This window comes from Pseudomonas sp. RG1 (assembly GCF_025910115.1).
Classification (GTDB): Bacteria; Pseudomonadota; Gammaproteobacteria; order Pseudomonadales; family Pseudomonadaceae; genus Aquipseudomonas; species Aquipseudomonas atacamensis.
The window spans coordinates 186559-209846 of sequence record NZ_JAPCIK010000001.1 but is presented as its reverse complement, the minus strand read 5'-3'; the positions used below and the strand labels follow the sequence as shown (position 1 = coordinate 209846).

Below are 23288 nucleotides of genomic sequence, written 5' to 3'. Positions count from 1 at the left end.
GGGAAACACCTCATTGGGATGTGAGCAAAGGCGGGCGGCGCAGCAAACCGTGAACCGGTCCGAACACCACCGACAGCAGATAGCCGACCCCCGCGACCAGCACGATGGCCGGGCCGCTGGGCAGCGAGTAGTAGAACGACAGCAGCAAGCCGAGCCACACAGATACGCAGCCCATGACCGCGGCGACGGCAATCAGTAGCGGTAGGCGGCGACTCCAGAATCTCGACGCGGCAGCCGGAAGCATCATCAGCCCGACTACCATCAGTGCGCCGATGGCCTGAAAGCCGATCACCAGATTCAGCACGACCAGAGTCAGGAACACGCCATGAGCCAGCGGCCCGAGACGACTGACCGTGCGCAAGAACAATGGGTCCAGTGTGTCCAGCAGCAGAGGTTTGTAGATCGCCGCCATCGCCATGAGGCTGACCGCCGAGACCCACAGCATGCCGGTCAGCGTCGGCCCGTCTACGGCCAACGCTGAGCCGAACAGCAAGTGCAGAAGGTCGAGGCGCTTGCCGGCGATGCCAAGGATCAAAACGCCGCTGGCCAGTGAGATCGGATAGATCGCGGCGAGGCTGGCATCTTCTCGCAACCCCGTTCGCCGGGTGATCCAGGCCGCGAGTCCGGCCATGCTCAGCCCGGCTCCCAAGCCACCGAGGGTGAGTGCGGGAAGACTCAAACCGGCAAACCAGAATCCCAGCGCTGCACCAGGGAGAATGCCGTGGGCGACGGCGTCACCGATCAAACTCATACGCCTGAGTATCAGAAAAACACCCAAGGGCGCCGTGCTGCATGCCAGCACCAGGCCGCCGAGCAAGGCGCGGCGCATGAACACGAATTCGCTGAACGGCTGCCAGAAATGGCTGACGGTGGCGAGCATCAGGCGACCTGCATGTGCGGTGTTGGCTGGATCAGTTCTCGGCTGGTTCCGTACACGCAGTGGCCGTTTTTGATCAGCAGGGTATGCGGAATGTGTTGGCGGACAGCCGCCAGGTCATGGCAGACCACAAGCAGTGTCCGGCCTTCGGCGTGCCAGTGGTGAATGTGCTGCCAGAGCAATTGCTGGCCGAGTTCGTCGAGTGCGGCGTGCGGTTCGTCCAGCAACAGCACCGGGGCGTCAGCAAGGCTCAGTCGCGCGAGCAGGGCACGTTGTAGCTCACCGCCGGACAGGGCCATCAACGGGCGCTGTTCGAGTCCACTCAAATGCCAGTCTTCCAATGCGTTTTTCAGTCGCTGCGTGCGCAGCTGTGTCGAGAGCCGACGGCCCCAGAAACCTGCGGCGATGAGCTCTTCGAGGCTGATTGGAAACTGCCGATCCAAATGTTGCTGTTGCGGCAGAAAGGAAATGCCGCTTTGGCGTGGAACAGCCATTTCCACCTTGCCGGCCAAGGGCTTCTGCAAACCGGCGATGACTTTCAGCAGACTGCTTTTGCCGCAGCCGTTGGCGCCGATGATTGCGGTCAGGCTGGCGCTTTCGAACTCAAGACTCAAAGGCGTCGTCAGCGGTTGGCCGGGTGCGCCCCATACCAAGGATTGGCAGCGGATCATTTTTGCTCCCGTCGCCAGCTGCTTTCGGCGACGGCGTCATGGGCATGCAGGCTTTCGGCGTGGATCACGCGGATGTGGAATTGGTTGATGCCGGGCGTGCGCTGCAGTGCCAGATTGAGGCGGCGCGCGGCGTCTTCGCAGAACATCAGGTTTTGCCCATTGGCGAGTGCGAAGGCTTGCTCGTCAGGGCGCTTTACTGCGGTCTGCACGGCGGTGCCGAGGGCTGCTTCAGCGTCATCGATGATCGCGGTCAGCGGTAGCTCGTCGATGAAATTGTCGAGTTGCAGGTGCAGTTGCGCATAGCTGCGCTGGCTGTGCGGTGTCGCTACGATCCCTTTAGTTGAGCCAAGCCATGCCAAAACATCGGCATGTTGCAGAGCCTTGTTGGCGAAATCGTCGACGAATTGCTGCTGGATCAATTGTCTTGCCAAGGCTGCGGAGCATGGGCACGTCGAGGAATAGGGCAGTTCAATTTTTAGTTCCACGTGGAACATTTGCTGTTTCAGGCTCGCTGAAATGGACGCCGGATAGGATTTCCAGCCGGCCAAGGGGCTGACCAACGCGGGTCGTTTCAGCAACAATTCGGTGTGAATATTCAGATACGCGCAGGCGGATAGACCTTGATGGCTTGTCAGAAAACACTTGAGTACCTGATGCAGCAAAGCGGGAGAAAGGCTTCGCTGTTCGAGGGTTTCGAGTGCCAGATACAAGCGCGACATGTGAATACCACGCGCTTCACCATCATCGAGACTCACGCCAGCGTCGACTCTGGCGCTGAGGCATTGGCCTTCAAGCACAACGGGTAGAGCAATCCCACGCATGCCTACCCAGTCGAGGGGCAGTGCCAAGCGTGCAGATTGGGCGGCGATATCCGGGAGAGTAAGAGCATTCATGGTTGAGACCGTCGTATTGATCTCTATTTACGTTACATTATAACAATCCATTCAGCGATGCTTTTTTCATGAAAAGGATTTCACTAGCAGCCCGTCATCCGGCTGCAAGTGAACCTTGCGCTGCTCCCTCCCGAGCTGGAGAAGCGGTTGATGGTTGTCCAGCCGACACGGCGGGTATAGCCAACCCAAGCCTCGCCATCGGAGGCAATACCGGTAAAAAAGGTTAATTGGCCGAAGCGGCTGTTGGTCTGCGCCCAATAGCGATGGCCGTCCTTCTCGAATCCGCGCAGGTAAAGCGTGGTGCCTACCGTATTGACGCTATAGGCATTGCCGTCGACGTCTACACACGCCAGCAGATTAGCGCTGCGTGTGCAGTGCGCCGGCCCCGGCATGTGCGCCTGTGCTTGGCTGGCCAGCGACATGGCAAAGCTCAAAAGCAGGCATTTCAACCCCTGGTTCATTGCGAGTTTCCACGATCGGTGGTGCAGCAACTTGCGAAATCTCCTCTGCCGGACTGGCAAAATGAAGTTGTTATACTATAACATAAATCGCACCCAGCCTGAGCTGCCGATCACAATCGTATGCCTTCTTTGACCCGGTTAAATGAAGCGCAACACGCCAAGCGCACCTCAAAGCGCAAATCGGCTGCCATTTATGAGGATTATCCAATGTCAGCCAAATTGCCCGTCACCGTACTTTCAGGATTTCTCGGTGCCGGAAAAAGTACACTTTTGAATTACGTACTACGTAACCGAGACGGCTTGCGCGTTGCGGTGATCGTCAACGATATGAGCGAGATCAACATCGATGGCAGTGAAGTCCAGCGCGATGTCAGCCTGAACCGTGCGGAAGAAAAGCTCATTGAGATGAGCAACGGCTGCATTTGCTGTACGTTACGCGAAGACCTGCTTGAAGAAGTCAGCAAACTCGCCCGCGAGGATCGTTTTGATTACCTGCTGATCGAATCCACCGGCATTTCCGAACCGCTTCCGGTCGCTGAAACCTTCACCTTCCGCGATGATCAGGGGCAAAGCCTCGCCGACATTGCTCGCCTCGATACCATGGTCACCGTGGTCGACGGTGTGAATTTCCTGCTCGATTACCAGGCGGCCGAAAGCCTCGCCTCTCGCGGCGAGATTCTCGGTGAAGAAGACGAGCGCTCCATCACCGATCTGTTGATCGAGCAGATCGAGTTCGCCGACGTCCTGCTGATCAGCAAAATCGACCTGATCAGCCAGCACGAGCGTGAAGAACTCACCGCCATCCTCAAGCGCCTCAATGCCCAGGCTGAAATCATTCCAATGGTGATGGGCGAAATCCCCCTGGAGAAAATCCTCAACACCGGTCGTTTCGATTTCGATCAGGCCGCACAAGCGCCCGGATGGCTACAGGAATTGCGCGGTGAGCACGTCCCGGAGACACAGGAATACGGCATCGCCTCGACGGCCTACCGCGCGCGCCGGCCATTTCACCCGCAACGTTTCTTCAGCTTCATTGATCGGCCTTGGCTGAACGGCAAGCTGCTGCGCTCCAAAGGCTTCTTCTGGCTCGCCAGCAAACCCACCGATGCCGGTAGCTGGTCCCAGGCCGGTGGCTTGATGCGGCATGGATTCGCCGGTCGCTGGTGGCGTTTCGTGCCAAAGAATCAATGGCCCGAAGATCAGGAAAGCGCCCAGGCGATCATGGGAAACTGGATTCCAAGCGTAGGAGATTGCCGCCAGGAGCTGGTTTTCATCGGTCAGAACATAGATTTCCTACAGCTCTCCGCCGAACTCGATGCCTGTCTGCTGACCGACGAAGAAATGGCCATGGGTGTAGAAGGCTGGCGTTCGCTGCCTGATCCATTCGGCCCTTGGCACGAAGAGGCCGCCTGATGCTCGCACTCCAAGATCAGTCGCTTCTTACCCGTCAGCAGCACCAGGGTGTGACACCGCAAACGTTGACGCGAATCCTGGAAGACCAGACCAATCTCGCCGTCTGGCAGCGCCAGCTACCCGTGCACATTGCCGATTTTGCGCAATTGGTGCTGTCACTCAACGAGCCCTTGGCCGAGTCGCTGTGTCTGGAATTGCCCGACGAAGATGCCGAACCGGATCTCGCCGGTCTGGCTGCAGGGCTGCGTGATCTGCAAGGTTTCGAAGGTTTCGTGAGCGATCTTAAATGGCTGATCAGTGCCTTCGCCTGCCTGCTCGGTGCGCGGCGTATCGGCGTGCGTTTGCGTGTGCTGGACAAGGCCATGTGTCCGCGTTTCCACGTCGATCACGTGCCGGTGCGCTTGATCACTACTTACGCTGGCATCGGCAGCCAATGGCTTGAGGAGGGCGCGATGGATCGCCTGCAACTTGGCCAGGCCGATGCCGAACCGCAAGGTGCAGCGTCGATTCGCCAGCTCAACAGCGGCGACGTCGCGTTGCTCAAAGGCGAAAAATGGCACGGCAATGAAGGCTTCGGCCTGATCCATCGTTCGCCGCAACCGGCGCCCGGTGAGCGCCGTCTGCTGCTGACCCTCGACTGGCTCGGCTGAAATTCAGGGCTTGCGCCAGGCGCCCTGGCTCTGGCCTTCGCAATACGGCTTGAGATACGCAGCGTCAGTGGCCACGCCGTAATAGTGGATATCCTGGCGATAGGGCATATTGGCGACTTGCGCGTTGCTGCACACGCCGAAAGCGCCGCTGGGGCACTGGTCGACGTATTGCACCTCGACCTTCTGCCCGGCCAGCGTCGGTTGGCAGAAGCCGTCATTGAACAATTTCTGCGGAATCGTCCGGTTCTGCTGACAGACTTTGACGTCGAGCCGTTCGCCCTGTGTGTGCACCACGCAGGCCTGAGCCCACGCTTCACTCGACAGCAGCGCCAACAGCAACGACCATCCCGACCAGCGCATCTTCGATCTCCTCAATAACTGTCCCGCAGAAAGTACCCGCCATGTTGCAGAACATTCCGACCCACGTCATCGCCGGCCCGTTGGGCGCCGGCAAGACCAGCCTGATTCGCCAGTTGCTGGCGCAACGGCCTGCGGACGAACGCTGGGCGGTGCTGATCAACGAGTTCGGCCAGATCGGTCTGGATGCTGCATTGCTGACGAATGACGCCGATGGTATCGCACTGGGTGAGGTGGCCGGGGGCTGCCTGTGTTGCGTCAATGGCGCGCCATTTCAGATCGGCCTCGGCCGCCTGCTGCGCAAGGCCAGACCGGATCGACTGTTTATCGAGCCATCCGGGCTGGGCCATCCGGCGCAGTTGCTCAAGCAATTGAACGAGGCGCCGTGGCTGGGCGTGCTGGCGGTTCAGCCCTGTGTGCTGGTTCTGGACGCTCAGGCACTGCACGCGGGTAGAACCCTGCCGGACGCTCAGCAGCAAGCGTTGGCCAGCGCGGGTTTGCTGTTGTTGAACAAGGCCGAAGATCTCGATGAAGCGGTTCGAGAGAAAATCGCCAGCCAGTTGCCGCCCGTCAGGCTGATCTGGACGCAGCAAGCGCAACTGCCTCTGAGCGAGCTGCCGGGGCTGGCAGTAAAAGCGAACGAAGGCGCAGGGCATCTGCCGCTGCCCACTGGATTGGCACAGCTGCCAGCGGTCTGGAGTGATCCGGCCGAACCGATTTGCCTGAGTCAGGCGCAGGAGGGTGGATGGAGCATCGGTTGGCGCTGGCATCCGCGGGAGGTATTTGATCAAGCACGCATCGCCGATTGGCTGAGCGCGCTCGACTGGAAGCGGGCGAAACTGGTTATCCACAGCACCGATGGCTGGGTTTCGGGCAATGCGCTGGAGCATGCCGAGCTGAGTTGGCAAGCCAGCGAATGGCGAAAAGACTCAAGAATCGAGCTGATCTTCGCTGAACCGCAGAACATCGAACAGCTGCAAGCCGGTTTGGCTGAATGCCGGATTCAGTGAGTCAGCTCAAGGCTTCCACTTGGTATGTTCCTGGCGCCACTGGCTCAGCTCGATGACTTCCGCCCGAGGCTTGTGGACTTCGACCACCGGCGGCGTATCGTCGAACGGCGCCGGGTAGGGTGCCAGTTCAATCTGCGCACTGTGCGCGCCGAACTGGGTGACGGTGCCGTTGTGGCGGCTTTCGCCGGTCACGGTGAACTCGAAGTTATAGACCCGCGCCAGTCGCCGGCGACCGTTGGCATCCCTGATCAGACCGATTTTTTTCAGCGCGACGTTACCGTCCAGCAGTTCAACGCCAACATTGGTGCAATGCTGCTTGACCCGCTCCAGCGCGCGCTCGCGCAAGCCGTGGTTGTGCCATAGCCAGGCACCAGCGGCGGCGAACAGCATCAGCACGAAGATGTTTTCCAGGGTCAGCATCGACATCGAACTCCAAATGATGGCGTCAGCTTAACTGTCTCGCCGGTCTGTCGTACAGGCTGTGTTTCGTCGCATACTGCGCGGCTTGAATTTCAATCGTTTTACGGAATGACCCGAATGAAACGTACGCCTCATCTGCTCGCCATCCAGTCCCACGTGGTGTTTGGCCACGCCGGCAACAGCGCTGCGGTTTTTCCGATGCAGCGCGTCGGGGTCAATGTCTGGCCGCTCAACACCGTGCAGTTCTCCAACCACACCCAGTATGGGCAGTGGGCCGGTGAAGTGCTGGCGCCGCAGCAGATTCCCGAGCTGATCGAAGGCATCGCCGCAATTGGCGAGCTGGGCAACTGCGACGCGGTGCTCTCCGGCTACCTCGGCAGCGCCGCGCAGGGACGGGCGATTCTCAGCGGTGTGGCGCGGATCAAAGCGGTCAATCCGAAGATGCTGTACCTGTGTGATCCGGTCATGGGTCATCCGGAAAAGGGTTGCAGCGTGCCCACCGAGGTCAGCGATTTCCTCCTCGATGAAGCTGCGGCCGTGGCGGACATCATGTGCCCGAACCAATTGGAGCTGGACAGTTTTTCCGGGCGCAAGCCGCAGTCGTTGTTCGATTGCCTGGCGATGGCACGAGCACTGCTGGCGCGCGGGCCGAAAGCGGTACTGGTCAAGCATCTGGACTATCCGGGCAAACCGGCGGATGGCTTCGAAATGCTGTTGGTGACCGCCGAGGGCAGCTGGCATCTGCGCCGTCCGTTGCTTGCGTTTCCACGTCAGCCAGTGGGCGTCGGCGATCTGACCTCTGGTCTGCTCCTGGCGCGGGTGTTGCTGGGCGACAGCCTGCTGGCAGCGTTCGAATTCACCGCAGCGGCAGTGCATGAGGTGTTGCTGGAAACCCAGGCGTGCGCCAGTTACGAGCTGCAACTGGTGCGGGCGCAGGATCGGATTGCGCATCCGCGGGTGAAGTTCGAGGCTACAGCGATCAGTCTGTAAGACCGCGTTGCCCCCATTCGCGAGCAAGCTCGCTCCCACATTTGGTTTGTGTACGCCACAGAGCCAGTGTGGGAGCGAGCTTGCTCGCGAAAGCGTTGTTCAGAGCGCTAAAAATCTCAGGCGTCGCCCTTGATCTCCTGATAACGCTTCTCCAGTTCCTGACGAATCTGTCGGCGCTGCTGCGCCTGCATGAAGCGGCGTTTGTCTTCGCTGTTCTGCGGTTGCAACGGCGGCACGGCGGCCGGTTTGCGCTGATCATCCACCGCGACCATGGTGAAGAAGCAGCTGTTGGTGTGGCGCACCGAGCGTTCGCGGATATTTTCGGTGACCACTTTGATGCCAACTTCCATCGACGTGTTGCCGGTGTAGTTGACCGAGGCGAGGAACGTCACCAGTTCGCCGACATGAATCGGCTCGCGGAAAATCACCTGATCCACCGACAGGGTCACCACGTAGCGCCCGGCATAACGGCTGGCGCAGGCGTAGGCCACTTCGTCGAGGTATTTGAGCAGGGTGCCGCCGTGGACATTGCCAGAGAAATTGGCCATGTCGGGGGTCATCAGTACCGTCATCGACAGCTGGGCGTTTCCGGGTTCCATAACGTTCTCACGGATCAAGGCTGATTGCAGGAAGCGCCTCTGCGGGCACCTGGTGGCTTTTCAAAAAGCACCGTTATCGGGACGCCGCGCGGCGGGCCGCCGTCACGCCGGTAGCGATCTGTTTCCATATATTGCACCGGCTTCCAGAGCGAAGTCGCGGTGTTAACCTGCAAAAGCCCTGCCCAAGGGCAATTCCTACATTAAAAGCGGATTTTTACCCTGCTCGCGCAGAACGTCTGACGTCTGTCCGCGCGCCTCGTCATCAAGGAGCCCACGCCATGCATGCCATCAGTTTCATTCAGGATCTGGCAGTGATCATGCTGGTCGCGGGCGTGGTAACCGTGCTGTTTCATCGTTTCAAGCAACCGGTGGTGCTCGGCTACATCGTCGCCGGCTTCATCATCGGCCCGCATACGCCGCCGTTCGGCCTGATTCACGACGAAGAAACCATCAAGACCCTGGCCGAACTCGGGGTGATCTTCCTGATGTTCTGCCTTGGTCTGGAGTTCAGCCTGCGCAAGTTGTTCAAGGTTGGGGCAACGGCGTTCATTGCCGCGTTTCTCGAAATCATCCTGATGATCTGGATCGGCTACGAAATCGGCCGCTGGTTCGACTGGAACACCATGGATTCGTTGTTCCTCGGCGCGATTCTGGCGATCTCCTCCACCACCATCATCGTCAAAGCGCTGAATGACCTGAAGATGAAGAACGAGCGCTTTGCGCAGTTGATCTTCGGTGTGCTGATTGTCGAGGACATCCTTGGCATCGGCATCATTGCGCTGCTGTCGAGTATCGCCGTCAGCGGCACGGTGAGCTCGGGCGAAGTCTTCTCCACGGTCGGCAAGCTGTCGCTGTTCATGATCGTCGCGCTGGTCATCGGCATTCTGTTGGTACCGCGTCTGCTGGCTTATGTGGCGAAATTCGAAAGCAACGAGATGCTGCTGATCACCGTACTCGGCCTGTGTTTCGGCTTCTGCCTGCTGGTGGTCAAGCTTGAATACAGCATGGTGCTCGGCGCTTTCCTGATCGGCGCGATCATGGCCGAGTCGCGGCAATTGCTGAAAATCGAACGGCTGGTCGAGCCGGTTCGCGATCTGTTCAGCGCAATCTTTTTCGTCGCCATCGGGCTGATGCTCGATCCGCTGATTCTCATCGAATACGCCTGGCCGATTGCGGTGATCACCGTCGCCGTAGTGCTCGGGAAGATGCTGTCCTGCGGCCTCGGTGCGTTTATCGCCGGCAATGACGGACGGACCTCGCTGCGAGTCGGCATGGGTCTGTCACAGATTGGCGAATTTTCCTTCATCATCGCCGCGCTGGGCATGACCTTGCAGGTCACCAGCAACTTCCTCTATCCGGTCGCTGTGGCCGTGTCGGTGATCACCACGCTGCTGACGCCGTATCTGATCCGTGCGGCGGACCCGCTGTCGATCAAGCTCTCGGCCGCTGTGCCCAAGCGGCTCGGGCGGGTGCTCGGCATGTATGGCGAATGGTTGCGCAGTATTCAACCGCAGGGCGAGGGTGCGCTGCTGGCGTCGATGATCCGGCGGATCCTGTTGCAGGTCGGGGTCAATCTGGCGCTGGTGATTGCGATCTTCTTTGCCGGCGCATACTTCGCCGAGCGCATGTCGTTGTGGCTGCAGGACTGGATTAGCGATCCGAGCTGGCAGAAGGCTCTCATTTGGGGCGGTGCGTTGCTGGTCTCGCTACCGTTCCTGATTGCCGCTTACCGCAAGCTCAAGGCGCTGTCGATGCTGCTGGCGGAAATGGGCGTCAAGCCGGAGATGGCCGGGCGTCACACGCAGCGAGTGCGCCGGGTGATCGCCGAAGTGATCCCGATTCTCTCGCTGCTGGTGATTTTCCTGCTGTTGGCAGCCTTGTCGGCCAGTATCCTGCCGACCAACAAGCTGCTGGTGCTGATCGCCGTCGTCGCGGCCGCCGTAGCGGCGCTGCTCTGGCGCTGGTTCATCCGCGTGCATACGCGCATGCAGGTGGCCTTGCTGGAAACCCTCGACAACCACAAGGAGTCGTCGGGGCATTGACCTGCCGGGGCGTGTGGCGGATCAGCTTTCCAGCCAGACGTCCCGCGCCCAGTGCCACACCGATTCCCATGATTCTTCGGTGATCAGCTCTTCTTCGCCGGACCACAGCACCACGGTGCCGTCTTCTTCAACGCAGTAGTAGTCGTCGCCGTCCTGGCAGATCGGGATCAGGTCGCGCGGCACGCCGGCGTCCCAGGCATTGGCGGCAACGTCCGGCAGATAGGTGTGCGATTGCGGGTCGGTGACGGTCACCGGCTCGAGGCTGCCATAGACCACGTCGCTGACGGTCAGCAAAAACTCTTTAAAGACGAACGGAATGTTGATGAAGAGTTCTTCTTCGATCTCCACCAATTGGTCTTCGTCTGGCAATTCCAATGGAACCGGCACGGGTTCGTTGGCTTCGCGCAGTTGTTCGATGATTTCTTCCACGTCCGGGATCCTCTTGCTTGAATGGCGCGGTTTATATGGGCCGGTTTATACAGTAGCTCGCCATAGATGCAACCGTGAAATGAAAAACCCCGGCCGAGGCCGGGGTTCTGTTACCGCAAGTGAAGCGCAGCAGGGATCAGCCGTTCTGGCGGATACCGGCGACCAGCCAAGGCTGGTTGTCGCCCTGCGGACGTTCCATGTTCCAGCTTTCGCTGAACACTTCGCCCTGGTCGAAACGCGAGGTTTTCGACACGCCGGTGAAGGTCAGGGTGGCGATGGTCTTGTCGGCACGATCGTCGACGCCGTCCAGCTGCACCTGCAGGTTGTCGATGTAGGTCGACTGGAAGCCGTCGCCCAGATCCGCACGCTCACGCTTGAGGAACTCAAGCATTTGCGGGGTCACGAACTCGGCGATCTTGTCCATTTCGTTGGCGTCCCAGTGCTGCTGCAGCGACTGGAAGTGGCTGCGCGCAGCTTCAAGGAAGCGCTCTTCGTTGAACCAGGCCGGTGCGTTGATCACTGGACGGGCGGCAGCCGGAGCAGCCGAACCACCGAAGATCGAACCCATGGCGGCAGGCTTCTGCTCGAACACTTCACGCTGCATCGGCGCGCCGGCCGGAGCGAATTGCTCCTGCTGCTTGCGACGACGGGCGGCGATGAAGCGGAAGATCACGAACGCGATCAGGGCCATGATCAGGATGTCGAAGATCTGCATGCCCTGGAAGCCGTCGCCCATGAACATCGACGCGAGCAGGCCACCGGCGGCGATGCCCGCCAGCGGGCCGAGCCAGCGCGACGCACCGCCGGCCTTGGCTGCGGCGCCAGCAGCACCGGCAGCGCCAGCGGTCGCTGCTGCGCCGCCCACGCCTGGAGAAGAAGGAGCCATCTGGCTGGTCTGGTGCGTCGGCGCAGCGCCGGCGCTTTTGCCACCACCAAAGCGCTTGGCGTTGGCGTCGAGGCTCATCGTCAGGCCGATGCACAACGCCATGGCGATGCTAAGAAAACGTTTCATAAAGGGTATTCCCGTTTTGTGGAGACACGCGCGCCATGTTGCACAGCTGAAGTGTTACTGGCTAGCGAGAGAGTGTTTCGGGCTTTTGCCTGACAGGTTGCGTTCAGCTTGGCGAGGCAATCAGCCGATGTACTTTTGTCTGTAGGAAAAGGCGATAGGTTCAGAGGGATTGATGCACTTGCGCCGCATAACCTGTGGGAGCGAGCAGGCTCGCTCCCACATGGCTTCAGTGCCGGTGGTTAGATCGCTTCCAGCTTGGCATAGCCGAGCATCAGCCACTTGCTGCCTTCGCTGAAGTTCACCTGCACCCGGGCCTGGGCGCCGGAACCTTCGAAGTTGAGGATCACCCCTTCGCCGAAGATCGAGTGACGTACGGCCTGACCGAGCACAAAACCGGTTTCCGGAATCTCGCTGCCGCTGAACAGGCTGCTGCCGCTCATCGACTGGTTGCCGCCAAACGGTCGGCTGACGCTATTGGACAGGCGCACTTCCTGGATCAGGCCTTTGGGCACTTCGCGGACGAAACGCGAGACCTTGTTATAGGTTTCGCTGCCGTACAGGCGCCGGGTTTCCGCGTAGGTCATGACCAGATTCTGCATCGCCCGGGTGATACCGACGTAAGCCAGACGCCGTTCCTCTTCAAGACGCCCCGGTTCCTCCAGGCTCATCTTGTGTGGGAACAGGCCTTCTTCCATGCCCACCAGGAACACGTAAGGGAATTCCAGGCCTTTGGCGCTGTGCAGGGTCATCAGCTGAACGCTGTCTTCGTGCTCGTCGGCCTGAGTGTCGCCGGCCTCCAGCGAAGCGTGGCCGAGGAACGCCGCCAGTGGCGTCAGTTCTTCGTCTTCTTCGGTGTTCTCGAAGTTGCGTGCGGCGCTGACCAGTTCCTCAAGGTTTTCCACCCGGGCCTGGCCTTTTTCGCCTTTTTCCGCTTCGTGATAAGCGATGAGGCCGGACTGCTCGATGACGGTTTGCGTCATCAGGTGCAGCGGCATCTCGGCGCACTTTTCAGCGAGGTTCTCGATCAGTTCGATGAACGCACCGAGCGCACTCGCGGCGCGACCGGTCAGACCTTTGTTGGCCACCAGTAGGCGCATCGCTTCCCACATCGACACATCGCTGTGCCGCGCATGCTCGCGGATCGCTTCGACGGTTTTCTCGCCGATGCCCCGCGCCGGCACGTTGATCACCCGCTCCAACGCCGCGTCGTTGCCGCGACCCTCAAGCAAACGCAGGTAGGCCATGGCGTTCTTGATTTCCGCGCGTTCGAAGAAGCGCTGACCGCCATAGATGCGGTACGGGATGCGCTCGCGCAGCAGGGCTTCTTCAAGCACCCGCGACTGGGCGTTGGAGCGGTACAGAATGGCGATATCGCTACGGGCCAGACCGGTTTTCAGCGCGCTTTCGATGGTTTCTACCACGTAGCGCGCTTCGTCATGCTCGTTGAACGCGGCGTACAGATTGATCGCTTCGCCGTCGCCACCGTCGGTCCACAGCTCTTTACCGAGACGCCCGGTGTTGTTGGCGATCAGCGCGTTGGCGGCTTTGAGGATGCCGGCGGTGGAGCGGTAATTCTGTTCCAGACGAATCGTCTCGGAGTCCGGGAAGTCGGAAGAGTACTGATGGATGTTCTCGATCTTCGCCCCGCGCCAGCCGTAAATCGATTGGTCGTCGTCGCCGACCACCATCAGGCTGTCGCCGCCCTTGCCGAGCAGGCGCAACCAGGCGTACTGCACGGCGTTGGTGTCCTGGAACTCGTCGACCAGAATATGCCGGAAGCGCTTTTGGTAGTGCGCCAGCAGGCCCGGGTGATCGCGCCACAGATCGAGCGCGCGCAGCAGCAGTTCGGAGAAATCGATCACGCCAGCCCGCAGGCACGCCGACTCGTAGGCTTCGTAGATGCCGCGCATGGTGGCCAGGAACAGGTCGCCGCTGGCCTGAATGTGTTGCGGCCGTAGACCTTCGTCTTTCTGGCCGTTGATGAACCACTGCGCCTGACGCGCCGGCCAGCGTTGCTCGTCCAGACCGAGCTCGCGGATCACCCGCTTGACCAGCCGTTGCTGGTCATCGCTGTCGAGAATCTGGAAGGTCTGGCTCAGGCCCGCTTCCTGCCAGTGCGCCCGCAGCAAGCGGTGCGCGAGGCCGTGGAAGGTGCCGACCCACATGCCGGCCGGGTTGATGCCCAGCAACTGCTCGATGCGATGGCGCATCTCGGCAGCGGCCTTGTTGGTGAAGGTCACCGACAGGATGGAGTGAGGCGAGGCGTTTTCGACCTGGATCAACCAGGCGATACGGTGCACCAGCACTCGGGTTTTACCGGAACCGGCGCCGGCCAGGACCAACTGACGGCCAACGGGGGCTGCTACGGCCTGGCGTTGGGCATCGTTGAGGGAGTTCAGCAGAAGGGAGAGATCATCGCGCATCGGGGCATTCTAGGGTGCGCCGCAGGCCCGGGCAAACCGTGCGTTGCATTAGCCGATGAAAGTGCTGCCGATGACGACCGGTCGGTCACTGGCTGCAGGCTTCGGCCCGTCTCGCCTGAGGGGTTGCAGCGGTGCGCAAGCGGCGGAAAATTTCCCTGCAATTGTGATCCGCAGCAGTTTGGCATCGGGATCGGCTTGTGTATGCTCCGTGCACGTTTCGGGCGCACGCCCTCCTATAAGAACAAGAACGTTGCCCATGATCCTCAGCGCCGAACTGTCGGGGCCCTCCGTGGACCCCCGGGTGATCCGCAAGCACTATGCCGTCGAAATGGCGGTGGAGCGCACGCGTCTGCTGTATCAGGGCTCGTTGTTACCCACGCTGTTCATGTTGATCAATGGTCTGGTCTGCGCCGCTTTGCTCTGGAGCCCGCAGCGCTACTTCGTGGTCAGCGTCTGGCTGGTGTGGCTGCTGTCGCTGGTCGCGCTGCGGGTGATTCAGGTAGCCGCATTCGATTCGGCGATTCCTGATCGTCAGGCCCAGCCGATCTGGTTCCGCATGTTCCTGCTCGGTTCGACCATGACCGGCCTGACGCTGGCCGGAGCCGGCATCGCTCTGGTACCCGCTGACAACTTCATGCAGCAAGCCTGGGTGTTCGGCCTGATCGGCGCGGCAACGCTGTCCGCCAGTGTCGCCTACGCGGTGAGCCTGCCGGCGTTCCTCTCGTTTACCTTGCCGTGCCTGCTGCCAGCGATCGGCTATCTGTTCTGGGGCGGCGACGATCAGGCCCGGGGCTGGGGCTGGCTGGGTCTGATCCTGCTCGGTTCGTTGAGCGTGGTGGCGTGGCAGGTCAATCGGCTGATCGACCGTGGATTGCTTCGGCGTTTCCAGAATCAGCACCTGATCGAGCATTTGCAGCAAGCGCAGACGCGCAGCGAACAACTCAATCAGGAGCTGGGCAAAGAGATCGAACAGCGCCGCTGTGCCGAGGCGCAGTTGCGTGAAGCGCAGATAGATCTCGAAGATCGCGTGGCCCAGCGCAGCCGCGAACTGGATGCCGCCAATCAGGCCCTGAGCAAAAGCGAAGCGCGCCTGGCGCTGGCGCTCAAGGCCAGTGAGCTCGGATTGTGGGACTGGAACCTGCAGACCGACGAGGTCCATCACACACAGATTCAGGAACTGTTCGGCCTCGCCCCGGAATACGTCACCGCGCTGCTGCGCGACCTCAAGCCACGACTGCATCCTGAAGATGTGCCGTCACTCAAGTTCGCCCTGGTCGAGCATTTGAAGGGGCGCACCGAGGATTATCAGGTCGAATATCGCCTGCGCCATGGCGACGGCCATTGGGTGTGGATCGAGGACCGTGGCCGCGCCGTAGAGCGCAGCGCCAACGGCCGGGTGATCCGTATGGTCGGCACCCGTCGCGATATCAGCGCCAGCAAAAGCCTCGAAGAGCAGCAACGGCTGGCGGCCACGGTGTTCGAAGCGGCCAGCGAAGGCATCGTGATTCTTGACCCGGAATACGCGCTGATCGCGATCAACCAGGCTTTCAGCCGGGTTACCGGTTACGAGATAGACGACATGCTCGGGCGCAACGTCGTCGAGTTGCCGTGCAGCCGCGATGCCCGTCGTCACTACGTGGCGATCCGTCATGCGCTGGAGCAGTACGGCAGTTGGCAGGGCGAACTCGTGGAAACCCGCAAGAACGGCGAGCTGTATCCGCAGTGGCTGCAACTCAATGCCGTGCGTGATAGCCGTGGCAATGTCAGCCACATCGTCGGCTTCTTCGCCGATCTCTCGGCGCGGCGGGCCTCGGAAGAACGCCTGCGCTATCTGACCCATTACGACGAGCTCACCGGCCTGGCCAACCGTTCACTGTTCCGCGAACGCCTGCACGAAGCCCATCAGCGGGTGCGCCAGGGCGGGCGCCGCAGTCTGGCGTTGCTGCACATCAATCTCGATCGTTTCAAATTGCTCAATGACAGCCTCGGCCATGAAGTCGCCGATCAGCTCCTGCAGAAGATGGCCCGGCGGCTGGTCAATGCCTTGCCGGAAGCCGACACCATTGCGCGCCTGTCCGGTGACGAATTTGCCGTGCTGTTCGATGCCTACGGCAATCTGTCGAGCCTCGCACGGGTCGCGACGCGGTTGTCGGCCAAGCTGCGTTTGCCGCTGAGCGTTGACGGGCATGAACTGGTGGTCAGCGCTTCGATGGGCATCAGCCTGTTGCCGGACAACGCGCGTGAGATCTCGGCGCTGGTCAGCCAGTCGAACATGGCCATGCAGCATGCCAAACATCTGGGCGGCAACAATTTCCAGTTCTTCACCGACAGTCTGCAAGCCAGCACACTCGAGCGTTTGCAGCTGGAAAACCACCTGCGCAGAGCTATTGAAGAACAGCAACTGACGGTGTTCTACCAACCGAAACTGTGCCTGCAAACCGGCCGCATGAATGCCGCTGAAGCGCTGGTGCGCTGGGATCATCCGAGCATGGGCCAAGTGCCGCCGGCGGACTTCATTGGCCTGGCCGAAGAGACCGGTCTGATCGGGCCGATCGGCGAATTCGTTTTGCGTCAGGCGTGCTGGCAAGCGTGCGAATGGCAGCGCCAGGGCCTGGCGCCGATCCGCGTGTCGGTGAACCTGTCGGTGCATCAGTTGCGTCAGGGCAAACTGGTCAGTCTGGTCCGGCAGGTGCTGGAAGAAACCGGGCTGGCGCCGCACTGCCTCGAGCTGGAGCTGACCGAAAGTCATTTGCTCGACAGCGTCGAACACATCATTGCGACGTTCCAGCAACTGCGCGATCTGGGAGTGAAACTGGCGATCGATGATTTCGGTACCGGGTATTCGTCGTTGAGTTACCTCAAGCGCATTCCGGTGGATTACGTGAAGATCGATCAGGCGTTCATTCGCGGCCTGAGCGAGGGCAGTGCGGACGCAGCGATCACTCGCGCGATCATCGCCATGGCCCACGGACTGGCCCTGAAAGTCGTGGCCGAGGGCGTCGAGCGTGAGGATCAGCTGGCATTTCTGCGCGCCGAACACTGCGACGAGGTGCAGGGTTATCTGATCAGCCGGCCGGTAGACGCTGCTTGTCTGGCCGGGCTTTTGCGTGATCAGAAAAACCCGCAGTAAGGGCTACATGCTCCTCAGCGTGCCTGATGCCGGGACATTGAGTTACGCATTGAGCAGGCAAAATGCCCATTCATGTAGTATAACTACAAGCTTGCTACATCCTTGCCCACAAGAAGAGTCCAGCCCCTTGAATCTGCTGCAACACATCGCCCAGTCACGTCACCTGTTACGCAAGTCGGAGCTCAAGGTCGCCGACCACGTGCTGCTTGACCCTGCGGCAGTGATGCACAGTTCCATGGCCGACCTGGCTCACAGTGTCGGCATCAGCGAGCCGACCATCGTGCGTTTCTGCCGCGCGATCGGTTGTTCCGGCTTTCAGGATCTCAAACTGAAACTGGCGCAAAGCCTGGCCGCCGGCGCCAGCTTCGGCCAGTTCGCGATCCACGAAGACGACTCCGTCGCCGACTACAGCCTGAAGATTTTTGACACCACGCTGCACACCTTGATGGAAGTGCGCGAGAAGCTCGATCCGGTGGAGCTGCAGCGCGCGGTGACGCTGATGTCCCAGGCGCAGCGTGTCGAGTTCTACGGCTTCGGTGCTTCCGGTGCGGTGGCCGCGGATGCACAGCACAAGTTCTTCCGTTTGCTGCTGACCGCGGCGGCGTATTCCGATCCGCATATGCAGGCGATGTCGGCTGTGACGCTGAAGCCTACCGATGTGGCGATCTGTATTTCCCAGTCGGGGCGCTCCAAGGATTTGCTGATCACCGCTAACCTCGTTCGCGAAAGCGGGGCGTCGTTGATCACCCTGTGCCCGAGCCAGACGCCGTTGGCCGAACTGTCGACCGTCAATCTGGCGATCGATGTGCACGAAGACACCGAGATCTATACGCCGCTGACCTCGCGAATCGCCCACCTGGTGGTGATCGACGTGCTGGCGATGGGCGTAGCCATGGCGCGCGGGCCGAGCCTGGTCAATCACCTCAAGAGCGTGAAGCGCAGTCTGCGCAGTTTGCGTTTGTCTCCAAAAGCCGTGAAAGCGCTGGATGACTGAGCAAGGTCGTTCCGACCCTGTTCGCGAGCAGGCTCGCTCCCACAGGGGACCTCCTGAGAACACAAACTCTGGGTCATAACGGGATCAAATGTGGGAGCGAGCCTGCTCGCGAAAGCGTCTTCAACAACAGCATATCCCTGCGCACATTTCATCACATTGTCATCCCCGCGCAGCCAAATCGTCATCCCCCACGCCTATCGTGAAACTCCCGTACTCGCCCTGGGAGACTCGAAATGGCTCAGCCCTACGAAGAACGCAACAGCGCCGCGAAAACCCGTCGTCAGCAGGAAGATCAGCGCCGCATGGAATTCCGCCGCGCAATCGAAGATCGCTTCGAACTTCGCCAGCTTCAGGCTGAGATCGGCGATTTTCCCGAGATCACGCACTGGCAGGCGACGCCCGCAGCTTCCCGTCGAAACGCTCAACCAACGCAATAATCTGCGCCCGCTCGCTGCGGATAAACGCCAGGAAGGCGTGCGCCACCGGTGACAGCCGCTTGGCTTTGGCCTGCACCAGACACCAGCTGCGCAGCAGCGGCAACTCCTCGACCGGCAGCTCGACCAGGCCGCCGGTCGCCAGCTCCAGGTTCAGGGCGTGGCGCGTCAACAGCGCCAGGCCCAGACCCGCCACCACGCATTCGCGCTGGGCTTCGGCGGACGCTACTTCCTGGGTCTGGGTGAAATGCACGCGCTTTTCCTTGAAATATTCTTCGCAGGCCAGACGCGTGCCCGAGCCCGGCTCGCGGATCAGCAGCGTATACGGCTCCAGATCCTGCAAGCGCAGCGGGCCCATGTGCGCCAGCGGGTGATCCGGGCGCGCCACGGCGACAATCGGATTGTTGAGAAACGGCAGAAATTCCAGGCCCATGTCCTGCGGCACCATCGACATGATCACCAGATCATCGCGGTTGTCCGAGAGGCGGCGGATGACCTGGCCACGGTTGACCACAGTCAGCTGCAAATTGACTTCCGGATGCTGGCGCTTGAACGCAGCAAACAAATGCGGCACGAAATATTTCGCGCTCGATTCCACTGCCAGTTTCAGCTGACCCTGCAGCGAACCCTGCATGTCCGACAGTTGCATATCGAGGTTTTCCAGCCGCCCGAAAATGTCGCGACTGGCACGTTGGAGCGCTTCCGCCGCCTCGGTCATGTAGAGTTTTTTGCCGACATAGTCGAACAGCGGCTGACCGATCAGCTCTTCAAGCTGACGAATCTGTAGGCTCACCGCCGGCTGTGTGAGGGACATTTCCTCGGCGGCGCGGCTGTAGGAGCGTAAATCACACACCTCATTGAAGATCTGCAACTGACGCAATGTCATACGCATCAATGACTTACGCATTTTATTCAGGCTCTCACGGCACACGGATGTTCAGACTATAAGTGTTTACTTATGCCTGACCCAATTTTTATTCATTTTTGTTAATCCCTCAGCAGCGCTAGTGTGGACCTGCGACTGAATTGAAACATTTGGTCACGCGTCGACCTGGCTCCAGCAGGTCGTGGTGCCACCGGCTCAAGGGAATTTCCAAGTGATAAAAAAGATCCTGATCGCCAACCGTGGTGAGATTGCCGTACGCATCGTACGAGCCTGCGCCGAAATGGGCATTCGCTCGGTTGCGATTTTCTCCGATGCCGATCGCCATGCCTTGCATGTAAAGCGTGCGGACGAGGCCCACAGCGTCGGTGCCGAGCCACTGGCCGGTTACCTGAACCCGCGCAAGCTGGTGAACCTCGCCGTGGAAACCGGCTGCGATGCGCTGCACCCCGGCTACGGTTTCCTGTCGGAAAACGCCGAGCTGGCGGAAATCTGCGCTGAGCGCGGCATCAAATTCATCGGCCCGTCGGCGGAAGTCATCCGGCGCATGGGCGACAAGACCGAAGCGCGGCGCAGCATGATCAAGGCCGGCGTACCGGTGACGCCCGGCACCGAGGGCAACGTCTCCGGCATCGAAGAAGCCTTGGTTGAGGGCGACCGCATCGGTTACCCGGTAATGCTCAAGGCCACCTCCGGTGGTGGCGGTCGCGGTATCCGTCGCTGCAACAGCCGCGAAGAACTCGAACAGAACTTCCCCCGGGTCATCTCCGAAGCCACCAAGGCGTTCGGTTCGGCGGAAGTGTTCCTGGAAAAATGCATCGTCAATCCCAAGCACATCGAAGCGCAGATCCTTGGCGACAGCTTCGGCAACGTCGTGCATCTGTTCGAGCGTGACTGCTCGATCCAGCGCCGCAACCAGAAGCTGATCGAGATCGCGCCGAGTCCGCAACTGACCCCGGAACAGCGCGCCTACATCGGCGACCTGTCGGTCCGTGCGGCCAAGGCTGTGGGCTACGAGAACGCCGGCACCGTGGAGTTCCTGCTCGCCGAGGGCGAGGTGTACTTCATGGAAATGAACACGCGGGTGCAGGTGGAACACACCATCACCGAAGAAATCACCGGCATCGACATCGTCCGCGAACAGATTCGCATCGCTTCCGGCCTGCCACTGTCGGTAAAGCAGGAAGACATCCAGCACCGTGGCTTTGCGTTGCAGTTCCGTATCAACGCTGAAGACCCGAAGAACAACTTCCTTCCAAGCTTCGGCAAGATCACCCGTTACTACGCCCCCGGCGGCCCGGGCGTGCGCACCGACACGGCGATTTACACCGGTTATACCATTCCACCGTTCTACGACTCGATGTGCCTGAAACTGGTGGTTTGGGCACTGACCTGGGAAGAGGCGATGGACCGTGGCTTGCGTGCCCTTGATGACATGCGTCTGCAGGGCGTGAAGACCACCGCCGCCTACTACCAGGAAATCCTGCGCAACCCGGAGTTCCGTAGCGGCCAGTTCAACACCAGCTTCGTTGAAAGCCACCCGGAACTGACCAACTACTCGATCAAGCGCAAACCCGAAGAGCTGGCCCTGGCCATCGCCGCCGCCATCGCCGCCCACGCAGGCCTATGAATGAAGCAGCTGCGAGCTTTCAGCTGCAAGCGGCAAGTAAAAGCAGATTGGCTTTTTCTTGCAGCTCGTAGCTTGAAGCTTGCCGCTATGAGGAGATACCAATGACTAAGAAGATCTTCGTTACCGACACCATCCTGCGCGACGCTCACCAATCGCTGCTCGCCACCCGCATGCGCACCGAAGACATGCTGCCGATCTGCGACAAGCTCGACAAGGTCGGCTACTGGTCGCTGGAATGCTGGGGCGGCGCGACGTTCGACGCCTGTGTGCGCTTTCTCAAGGAAGACCCGTGGGAGCGCCTGCGCCAACTGCGTGCGGCGTTGCCCAACACCCGTCTGCAAATGCTCCTGCGCGGGCAGAATCTGCTCGGCTATCGCCATTACAGCGACGACGTGGTCAAAGCTTTCGTCGCCAAAGCAGCGGTGAACGGCATCGACGTGTTCCGCATTTTCGATGCGATGAACGATGTGCGTAACCTGCGCGTGGCCATCGAAGCGGTGAAGGCTGCCGGCAAACACGCACAGGGCACCATCGCCTATACCACCAGTCCGGTGCACACCATCGATGCTTTCGTCACCCAAGCCAAGCAAATGGAGTCCATGGGTTGCGACTCGGTGGCGATCAAGGACATGGCCGGTCTGCTGACTCCATACGCCACCGGTGAACTGGTGCGCGCGTTGAAAGCCGAGCAGTCGCTGCCGGTGTTCATCCACTCCCACGACACCGCCGGCCTGGCCGCCATGTGCCAGCTCAAGGCGATCGAAAACGGTGCCGACCACATCGACACCGCGATCTCCAGCTTCGCCTCGGGCACCAGCCACCCGGGCACCGAATCAATGGTCGCCGCGCTCAAAGGCACCGAGTACGACACCGGCCTGAATCTGGAGCTGCTCCAGGAAATCGGCCTGTACTTCTATGCCGTGCGCAAGAAGTACCACCAGTTCGAAAGCGAATTCACCGCCGTCGACACCCGTGTGCAGGTCAACCAGGTGCCGGGCGGGATGATCTCCAACCTCGCCAACCAGTTGAAAGAGCAGGGCGCTCTGAACCGCATGGGCGAAGTGCTCGCAGAAATCCCGCGCGTGCGTGAAGACCTTGGCTTCCCGCCGCTGGTGACCCCAACCTCGCAAATTGTCGGCACCCAGGCGTTTTTCAACGTGCTGGCCGGCGAGCGCTACAAGACCATCACCAACGAAGTGAAGCTGTATCTGCAGGGCGGCTACGGCAAGGCGCCGGGGGTGGTCAATGAAAAATTGCGCCGTCAGGCGATCGGCAGCGAAGACGTCATCGACGTGCGCCCGGCCGATCTGCTCAAGCCGGAAATGACCAAGTTGCGTGCCGATATCGGCGCACTGGCCAAGTCCGAAGAAGACGTACTGACCTTCGCCATGTTCCCGGACATCGGCCGCAAGTTCCTCGAGGAGCGTGCCGCCGGCACCCTCACGCCGGAAGTGCTGTTGCCAATCCCGGAAGCGGGCGCCGTTGCTTCGGCGGGCGGCGAAGGCGTGCCGACCGAGTTCGTCATCGACGTCCACGGCGAAACCTATCGCGTCGATATCACCGGTGTCGGCGTCAAGGCTGAAGGCAAGCGCCACTTCTATCTGTCCATCGACGGCATGCCGGAAGAAGTGGTGTTCGAGCCGCTCAACGAATTCGTTGGCGGCGGCAGCAGCAAACGCAAACAGGCCTCGGCACCAGGCCATGTCAGCACCACCATGCCGGGCAACATCGTCGATGTGCTGGTCAAGGAGGGCGACACCGTCAAGGCTGGCCAGGCGGTACTGATCACCGAAGCGATGAAGATGGAAACCGAAGTCCAGGCCGCCATTGCCGGCAAGGTCACCGCGATTCATGTGGCCAAGGGCGACCGGGTCAACCCGGGCGAAATCCTCATCGAGATCGAAGGCTGAGATAACAGTCGCGATCCAACGCTTTAAACCTCGGGGGAGCATGTGCTCCCCTTTTTTTTG

The 23288-nt window shown here is 60.5% G+C and carries 21 protein-coding genes; 10 read left to right on the top strand and 11 right to left on the bottom strand.

The features are described from left to right. Positions 1–10: 10 nt before the first annotated feature. The 4 genes from OK411_RS00970 to OK411_RS00955 all read right to left on the bottom strand — a co-directional run bounded on the left by OK411_RS00970 (position 11) and on the right by OK411_RS00955 (position 2902). Complete coding sequence (locus OK411_RS00970) at positions 11–880, bottom strand: metal ABC transporter permease (protein WP_123441889.1); 870 nt, start codon at positions 878–880, stop codon at positions 11–13. Continuing rightward, the gene (locus OK411_RS00965) at positions 880–1548 is read right to left on the bottom strand and encodes a metal ABC transporter ATP-binding protein (RefSeq protein ID WP_122698756.1); all 669 of its coding nucleotides are present in this window, start codon (positions 1546–1548) and stop codon (positions 880–882) included. Before OK411_RS00965 ends, OK411_RS00970 begins: the two co-directional genes overlap by 1 nt. Further along, complete coding sequence (gene folE2 / locus OK411_RS00960; protein ID WP_264364282.1) at positions 1545–2441, bottom strand: GTP cyclohydrolase FolE2; 897 nt, start codon at positions 2439–2441, stop codon at positions 1545–1547. The genes OK411_RS00965 and folE2 overlap by 4 nt, the downstream gene beginning before the upstream one ends. Before the next feature lie 83 nt (positions 2442–2524). Beyond that, a complete protein-coding gene (locus OK411_RS00955; protein ID WP_024014861.1) occupies positions 2525–2902 on the bottom strand; it encodes a hypothetical protein in 378 nt (125 codons plus the stop codon). A 207-nt stretch (positions 2903–3109) separates the two neighbouring features. Between OK411_RS00955 and zigA the strand changes: the two genes are divergently transcribed. Further along, a complete protein-coding gene (zigA, locus tag OK411_RS00950; RefSeq protein ID WP_264364281.1) occupies positions 3110–4315 on the top strand; it encodes a zinc metallochaperone GTPase ZigA in 1206 nt (401 codons plus the stop codon). Next, the gene (locus tag OK411_RS00945) at positions 4315–4965 is read left to right on the top strand and encodes a DUF1826 domain-containing protein (RefSeq protein ID WP_024014859.1); all 651 of its coding nucleotides are present in this window, start codon (positions 4315–4317) and stop codon (positions 4963–4965) included. Before zigA ends, OK411_RS00945 begins: the two co-directional genes overlap by 1 nt. Before the next feature lie 3 nt (positions 4966–4968). On the opposite strand, the gene OK411_RS00940 is transcribed toward OK411_RS00945, so the two are convergent. Continuing rightward, positions 4969–5325, bottom strand: a complete 357-nt coding sequence (locus OK411_RS00940) for a hypothetical protein (RefSeq protein WP_016772443.1) — start codon at positions 5323–5325, stop codon at positions 4969–4971. A 41-nt stretch (positions 5326–5366) separates the two neighbouring features. Here OK411_RS00940 and OK411_RS00935 point away from each other — a divergent pair, with 41 nt between their 5' ends. Continuing rightward, the gene (locus OK411_RS00935) at positions 5367–6332 is read left to right on the top strand and encodes a CobW family GTP-binding protein (RefSeq protein ID WP_264364280.1); all 966 of its coding nucleotides are present in this window, start codon (positions 5367–5369) and stop codon (positions 6330–6332) included. A 6-nt stretch (positions 6333–6338) separates the two neighbouring features. On the opposite strand, the gene OK411_RS00930 is transcribed toward OK411_RS00935, so the two are convergent. Then, positions 6339–6752, bottom strand: a complete 414-nt coding sequence (locus tag OK411_RS00930; RefSeq protein ID WP_038861179.1) for a DUF3301 domain-containing protein — start codon at positions 6750–6752, stop codon at positions 6339–6341. A gap of 117 nt (positions 6753–6869) precedes the next feature. Between OK411_RS00930 and pdxY the strand changes: the two genes are divergently transcribed. Continuing rightward, positions 6870–7742 (top strand): pyridoxal kinase PdxY, encoded by an 873-nt coding sequence (gene pdxY, locus OK411_RS00925; RefSeq protein WP_264364279.1) that lies wholly within the window; start codon positions 6870–6872, stop codon positions 7740–7742. Between the two features lie 116 nt (positions 7743–7858). On the opposite strand, the gene OK411_RS00920 is transcribed toward pdxY, so the two are convergent. After that, a complete protein-coding gene (locus OK411_RS00920; protein ID WP_016772447.1) occupies positions 7859–8341 on the bottom strand; it encodes an acyl-CoA thioesterase in 483 nt (160 codons plus the stop codon). A gap of 278 nt (positions 8342–8619) precedes the next feature. Here OK411_RS00920 and OK411_RS00915 point away from each other — a divergent pair, with 278 nt between their 5' ends. Further along, positions 8620–10383 carry a cation:proton antiporter gene (locus OK411_RS00915; RefSeq protein ID WP_110599748.1) on the top strand — a complete coding sequence of 588 codons (1764 nt, stop codon included), beginning with the start codon at positions 8620–8622 and terminating at the stop codon, positions 10381–10383. 21 nt (positions 10384–10404) lie between these two features. On the opposite strand, the gene OK411_RS00910 is transcribed toward OK411_RS00915, so the two are convergent. The 3 genes from OK411_RS00910 to uvrD form a co-directional block, all read right to left on the bottom strand. Next, positions 10405–10812 (bottom strand): SMI1/KNR4 family protein, encoded by a 408-nt coding sequence (locus OK411_RS00910; protein WP_007954245.1) that lies wholly within the window; start codon positions 10810–10812, stop codon positions 10405–10407. A gap of 136 nt (positions 10813–10948) precedes the next feature. Next, positions 10949–11824 carry a Tim44 domain-containing protein gene (locus OK411_RS00905; protein ID WP_016772449.1) on the bottom strand — a complete coding sequence of 292 codons (876 nt, stop codon included), beginning with the start codon at positions 11822–11824 and terminating at the stop codon, positions 10949–10951. A gap of 239 nt (positions 11825–12063) precedes the next feature. After that, positions 12064–14247 carry a DNA helicase II gene (gene uvrD, locus OK411_RS00900; protein ID WP_264364278.1) on the bottom strand — a complete coding sequence of 728 codons (2184 nt, stop codon included), beginning with the start codon at positions 14245–14247 and terminating at the stop codon, positions 12064–12066. Between the two features lie 256 nt (positions 14248–14503). On the opposite strand from uvrD, the gene OK411_RS00895 reads away from it, so the two are divergent. The 3 genes from OK411_RS00895 (at position 14504) to OK411_RS00885 (ending at position 18808) form a co-directional block, all read left to right on the top strand. After that, positions 14504–17377: a GGDEF domain-containing phosphodiesterase gene (locus OK411_RS00895; protein WP_136493217.1), complete on the top strand. Its 2874-nt coding sequence runs from the start codon at positions 14504–14506 to the stop codon at positions 17375–17377. A gap of 127 nt (positions 17378–17504) precedes the next feature. Further along, positions 17505–18371 carry a transcriptional regulator HexR gene (gene hexR, locus OK411_RS00890; protein WP_007962240.1) on the top strand — a complete coding sequence of 289 codons (867 nt, stop codon included), beginning with the start codon at positions 17505–17507 and terminating at the stop codon, positions 18369–18371. 233 nt (positions 18372–18604) lie between these two features. Then, a complete protein-coding gene (locus OK411_RS00885; RefSeq protein ID WP_081932351.1) occupies positions 18605–18808 on the top strand; it encodes a PA3496 family putative envelope integrity protein in 204 nt (67 codons plus the stop codon). On the opposite strand, the gene OK411_RS00880 is transcribed toward OK411_RS00885, so the two are convergent. After that, positions 18750–19712: a LysR family transcriptional regulator gene (locus OK411_RS00880; protein ID WP_122612790.1), complete on the bottom strand. Its 963-nt coding sequence runs from the start codon at positions 19710–19712 to the stop codon at positions 18750–18752. The two genes, OK411_RS00885 and OK411_RS00880, sit on opposite strands and share 59 nt — an antisense overlap. 190 nt (positions 19713–19902) lie before the next feature. On the opposite strand from OK411_RS00880, the gene OK411_RS00875 reads away from it, so the two are divergent. Next, positions 19903–21318: an acetyl-CoA carboxylase biotin carboxylase subunit gene (locus tag OK411_RS00875; protein WP_024014853.1), complete on the top strand. Its 1416-nt coding sequence runs from the start codon at positions 19903–19905 to the stop codon at positions 21316–21318. Positions 21319–21419: 101 nt separating this feature from the next. Next, entirely contained in the window at positions 21420–23228 is a 1809-nt protein-coding gene (gene oadA / locus OK411_RS00870; protein WP_122612789.1) for a sodium-extruding oxaloacetate decarboxylase subunit alpha, read from the top strand. Positions 23229–23288: the final 60 nt, after the last annotated feature.

What these genes read in the sequence shown, in the direction of transcription:
- OK411_RS00970 (WP_123441889.1), bottom strand. Translation starts at nt 880, where the DNA reads ATGCTCGCCACCGTCAGCCATTTCTGGCAGCCGTTCAGCGAATTCGTG.
- OK411_RS00965 (WP_122698756.1), bottom strand. Translation starts at nt 1,548, where the DNA reads ATGATCCGCTGCCAATCCTTGGTATGGGGCGCACCCGGCCAACCGCTG.
- folE2 (WP_264364282.1), bottom strand. Translation starts at nt 2,441, where the DNA reads ATGAATGCTCTTACTCTCCCGGATATCGCCGCCCAATCTGCACGCTTG.
- OK411_RS00955 (WP_024014861.1), bottom strand. Translation starts at nt 2,902, where the DNA reads ATGAACCAGGGGTTGAAATGCCTGCTTTTGAGCTTTGCCATGTCGCTG.
- zigA (WP_264364281.1), top strand. Translation starts at nt 3,110, where the DNA reads ATGTCAGCCAAATTGCCCGTCACCGTACTTTCAGGATTTCTCGGTGCC.
- OK411_RS00945 (WP_024014859.1), top strand. Translation starts at nt 4,315, where the DNA reads ATGCTCGCACTCCAAGATCAGTCGCTTCTTACCCGTCAGCAGCACCAG.
- OK411_RS00940 (WP_016772443.1), bottom strand. Translation starts at nt 5,325, where the DNA reads ATGCGCTGGTCGGGATGGTCGTTGCTGTTGGCGCTGCTGTCGAGTGAA.
- OK411_RS00935 (WP_264364280.1), top strand. Translation starts at nt 5,367, where the DNA reads ATGTTGCAGAACATTCCGACCCACGTCATCGCCGGCCCGTTGGGCGCC.
- OK411_RS00930 (WP_038861179.1), bottom strand. Translation starts at nt 6,752, where the DNA reads ATGCTGACCCTGGAAAACATCTTCGTGCTGATGCTGTTCGCCGCCGCT.
- pdxY (WP_264364279.1), top strand. Translation starts at nt 6,870, where the DNA reads ATGAAACGTACGCCTCATCTGCTCGCCATCCAGTCCCACGTGGTGTTT.
- OK411_RS00920 (WP_016772447.1), bottom strand. Translation starts at nt 8,341, where the DNA reads ATGGAACCCGGAAACGCCCAGCTGTCGATGACGGTACTGATGACCCCC.
- OK411_RS00915 (WP_110599748.1), top strand. Translation starts at nt 8,620, where the DNA reads ATGCATGCCATCAGTTTCATTCAGGATCTGGCAGTGATCATGCTGGTC.
- OK411_RS00905 (WP_016772449.1), bottom strand. Translation starts at nt 11,824, where the DNA reads ATGAAACGTTTTCTTAGCATCGCCATGGCGTTGTGCATCGGCCTGACG.
- uvrD (WP_264364278.1), bottom strand. Translation starts at nt 14,247, where the DNA reads ATGCGCGATGATCTCTCCCTTCTGCTGAACTCCCTCAACGATGCCCAA.
- OK411_RS00895 (WP_136493217.1), top strand. Translation starts at nt 14,504, where the DNA reads ATGATCCTCAGCGCCGAACTGTCGGGGCCCTCCGTGGACCCCCGGGTG.
- OK411_RS00885 (WP_081932351.1), top strand. Translation starts at nt 18,605, where the DNA reads ATGGCTCAGCCCTACGAAGAACGCAACAGCGCCGCGAAAACCCGTCGT.
- OK411_RS00880 (WP_122612790.1), bottom strand. Translation starts at nt 19,712, where the DNA reads ATGCGTAAGTCATTGATGCGTATGACATTGCGTCAGTTGCAGATCTTC.
- oadA (WP_122612789.1), top strand. Translation starts at nt 21,420, where the DNA reads ATGACTAAGAAGATCTTCGTTACCGACACCATCCTGCGCGACGCTCAC.